Origin of the sequence: Microcoleus sp. B7-D4 (assembly GCF_036705125.1) — a bacterium.
Lineage (GTDB): Bacteria > Cyanobacteriota > Cyanobacteriia > Cyanobacteriales > Microcoleaceae > Microcoleus.
Genome location: NZ_JAUBTT010000220.1, coordinates 1 through 3,389, shown reverse-complemented (window position 1 = coordinate 3,389; position 3,389 = coordinate 1). Strand labels below are relative to the sequence as shown.

The 3,389-nt window shown below is 45.4% G+C and carries 4 protein-coding genes; 2 read left to right on the top strand and 2 right to left on the bottom strand.

What is annotated here, in order from left to right; all coding sequences use genetic code 11:
* A partial coding sequence (locus QUB12_RS36890) for an RNA-guided endonuclease TnpB family protein (protein WP_333311043.1) occupies nt 1-365 on the top strand: 365 nt, incomplete at its 5' end.
* 173 nt (nt 366-538) lie between these two features.
* On the opposite strand, the gene QUB12_RS36885 is transcribed toward QUB12_RS36890, so the two are convergent.
* Nucleotides 539-1,066 (bottom strand): orange carotenoid protein N-terminal domain-containing protein, encoded by a 528-nt coding sequence (locus tag QUB12_RS36885; RefSeq protein ID WP_333147791.1) that lies wholly within the window; start codon nt 1,064-1,066, stop codon nt 539-541.
* A 326-nt stretch (nt 1,067-1,392) separates the two neighbouring features.
* Between QUB12_RS36885 and QUB12_RS36880 the strand changes: the two genes are divergently transcribed.
* Nucleotides 1,393-1,758 carry a hypothetical protein gene (locus QUB12_RS36880; protein ID WP_333147793.1) on the top strand — a complete coding sequence of 122 codons (366 nt, stop codon included), beginning with the start codon at nt 1,393-1,395 and terminating at the stop codon, nt 1,756-1,758.
* Between the two features lie 232 nt (nt 1,759-1,990).
* Here QUB12_RS36880 and QUB12_RS36875 read toward each other — a convergent pair whose 3' ends face one another.
* Nucleotides 1,991-3,127 (bottom strand): glycerate kinase, encoded by a 1,137-nt coding sequence (locus tag QUB12_RS36875; protein ID WP_333147795.1) that lies wholly within the window; start codon nt 3,125-3,127, stop codon nt 1,991-1,993.
* Nucleotides 3,128-3,389: the final 262 nt, after the last annotated feature.

Here is a 3,389-nt window from a genome sequence, read left to right as displayed (position 1 = left end):
ATAAGTTCGACGTGCTGTGCTTTGAGACGTTGAATCTAAAAGGAATGCAACGACTTTGGGGACGTAAAATCTCAGACCTGGCATTCGGCGAATTTCTCCAAATTCTCGAATGGGTTGCCAACAAGAAAGGAAAACAAGTAGTTTTCATTGATCGTTGGTATCCATCTAGTAAGACTTGTTCCCATTGTGGACACGTTCTGAAAGAGTTGGATCTGTCAGTTCGTGAATGGCGCTGTCCGTCCTGTCAAAAGGTGAATGATAGAGACGAGAATGCAGCTAAAAATAACTTGCTTGTTTTCCTTGGTGGGGCATCAACCGTTAAGTTAGGTGATGTTAGACAGGCTATGCCTGCAATTGCTGTTTGAGCTTAGAATCCCCTCGCCTGAAGGCCCGGGAGTATGTCAACTACTAATTATAGCGGTAGGGTGCGCCTCGGCGCACCCTACATATAGAGGTTTTGGGTAATTCCTTTATTCTTGAGTCCCTCTCTGCTAGGAGGAGAGTTTGTGTAGGATAGGTTGCAACAGCAGACTATTATCTAAAGACTAGAAGTTTTCCCTACTTCCGCCTGAGTAGCAATTGGTTTAACATCGGTGTAGCCCATAGTATTAGCTACGTCGCGCAGCACTGTAATTTGTTGTTCAAACTCAAGACCTTCAATTTGACCCAACACCCCATTGACAGCCTCAGTTGCCTCATATCCTTCGGGGATATCGACAATTGTTTCCCCCATACCAATAGCCCAAGCATACCAAACCACCAACTGATTGTTAGCAGTTAAAGCTCCGTAAGCGTGAGAATACGGCGTGTCGTCGCCGTTGACAATACCTCGCATTATATTCAGTTGTTGGTCATGGGAAAGCTTGTAAAAATCATCCAGCAGCATGGGAGCTAATTGTGGGTCGGCAGCGGCGGGAGCTGCTGGTGTAACTGAATCTCCCATTTTTTCATAAACAAAGTAGAGCAGCGCCAGCTTTTCATCTGTACCCAACCCGTTGATTGTCTGAACGATGTTTTGAGTGTCGTTGGAGAGAGAGTGAGGATTGGTCGCGGCGGGTGAGTTCATAAATCAAATTCCTTAAAATGCTTCCAGAATATATAAGTATCAAGATTTGTAAGTGCAAGTCACCATCCCCTAGAGGTAATACGATTTGAGATTTGAGATTTGAGATTTGAGATTAAACAATCGAGAATGGCTTAGTATGTATGGGTTTGGAGGTTGCCTCAAGCTGCATTATTTTAAGAAACTCGTGTAATGTTAAGACACCACCCTAGGATAAATCATCCTTAAGATAGAAGCCAACGATACATCTGCGGGTAGATGAAAAAGCCTGGGATATAAGTAATAATTGATACAGTGAATTGTTAAATAAAACTAGCAAGGAGTCGGCTATGTCTGAAATCAATACAGAAGTCAATAACATTGAAAACTTTGACGCTCAGCAGATCACTGAAAGCGCGGAAGCTGGAGAACAAAAGTTGCCGACCGTTAATGTATCAGCAGACTACGAAGCTTCAAAAGAATTCAGCGTTAGTGACATCGATCGCACGGGTGCCGGCGCCGAAGCTGCCGCCGCTGCAACTGCACCTAAATTTGATATTCCCGCTCCTACAGAGATCCCACTGCCTGCCGATTCAAGCGGCAATCCCGATGCTTTTCGTTCGATGGCTCACGACATTACGCCTGCAGGTACACCGGGCGAAGTTACCGACGATTTGATCCAGAAAGCGATCGATCTTGGTACTCCCGGCAGTTAATTTAAAAATTCTCCATCCTCGATGCAAAACCTCTGTATTGTAGGGTGCTTATGGCGCGCCTTACCCCTCTAATTCGCGCGTCAAACCACTTTTTGCATAAGTCCTGAGTTCTCAATTGAATGCACGATAAGCTGCAATACAGTAGGGACACAACAATGTTGTGTCCTTAAAGGCTGCAATAAGGTAGGGACACAACAATGTTGTGTCCTTAAAGCGTTAATTTTAACTCTCCCTAATCGCTTAAATTTAAGTCGATCGCCCGACAGATTTTACCGACAGTGCGATCGCTCATAATTTCAATTACCAAATCCACCCGATCGCCCTCCACCATCGACTTAATAAATAACTCAGGATGCAGCGCTTTCCAGAAATATTCGACAAACCGATTAATTTCGGCTTCTGACATTCCCGACTTCCCCGCAGCCATCATTTCCCGTTCCGCCTGATTGCGCCACACTTGAGAAATGCGATAATCTTGGGGATACAAAACCATCAATCGATCTAATCGGTTCCACAGCGGCAGATAGTCGTGCAGCTTTGCATTCATATCGCGGGCAAACTGACAGTCGCCCTCTGTGGAAATCGGAAACGGTGCAGCCGCCAAAAACTCGTTCAATTTGGCATCAACCACCGGATTGACGCCGACAAACCAACCTTCAAAAAGTACAATATCCGCACCGGAAATAATTTCGGGTTGACTTCTATCTCCTGCACCTCCGTAGGCAGATTTGTCAAACCGGGGAATTTCTATATTTTTAATTATATCCGGTTTTATGGCATCAGATTGGGGATTGTCAACTGCTGCTAATTCGCGAGTTTGAGAACCGCGCAACTTGTCTAAAACTGCGATTCCCAAGTCAATATCGTGAGTGCCGGGGGGGCCGCGCCAAATTAAACGCGGGTCTGCTTTTTGGAGTTGTTGGCGATCGGCATAAGTCTTATAAATATCGTCTAAAGAAAGGCTGACAGTAGAATATCCCAATTTTCCCAGAATCAGCCTCAAAACTTGGCATAAAGTAGTTTTTCCCGTTCCTTGCCCTCCTAAAATTCCTTGAATTAAAGGACGGTTTAAACTTTGTTTGGCAGTCGATAATTGCATTGCCAGTGGCAGCCAAAGATTCCACAAAGTTTCGAGGAAAACAGTTGACTTTAGGGGGAAAGTATGCAGTTCGTCAAGAAGAGAAAAGAATAAATCGGTTTTGCAGCGGACAACATCGGCTGCATTATCGGGAGTAATGCCAAAAGCGCGCGATCGCACATCATCCGCAAGTTCCCAACTTGCCAGGTGATCGAAGTCGGAAGCGATCGCGCTAACGCCGCCTTGCCACCGATGTAAAATTTCAACAGGGGTTACAGTCGATCGATTCATCAGCTCAAAACTCTCGCTAGCGGGGGCTGGTTTTGTACAAATACTATCCGCAACTGACAAATATTTCATCTTAAACCCGCGCCGATTCAAAAAGTTTTTAACTACCAGCCGGGAAGTCCCTCGGTATATTTAGAGGGGATTAATCTGAGCGCTGCGCGAACTACCCCGTTGGGAATTACCGCAGGGATGAAAGGCTCGTCGGGTGTAGGTACCCAAAGCGACAATTAGACATTGCGAGTACCTTTAACTTTGATGTACTTCC

What these genes read in the sequence shown, in the direction of transcription:
- QUB12_RS36885 (WP_333147791.1), bottom strand. Translation starts at nt 1,066, where the DNA reads ATGAACTCACCCGCCGCGACCAATCCTCACTCTCTCTCCAACGACACT.
- QUB12_RS36880 (WP_333147793.1), top strand. Translation starts at nt 1,393, where the DNA reads ATGTCTGAAATCAATACAGAAGTCAATAACATTGAAAACTTTGACGCT.
- QUB12_RS36875 (WP_333147795.1), bottom strand. Translation starts at nt 3,127, where the DNA reads ATGAATCGATCGACTGTAACCCCTGTTGAAATTTTACATCGGTGGCAA.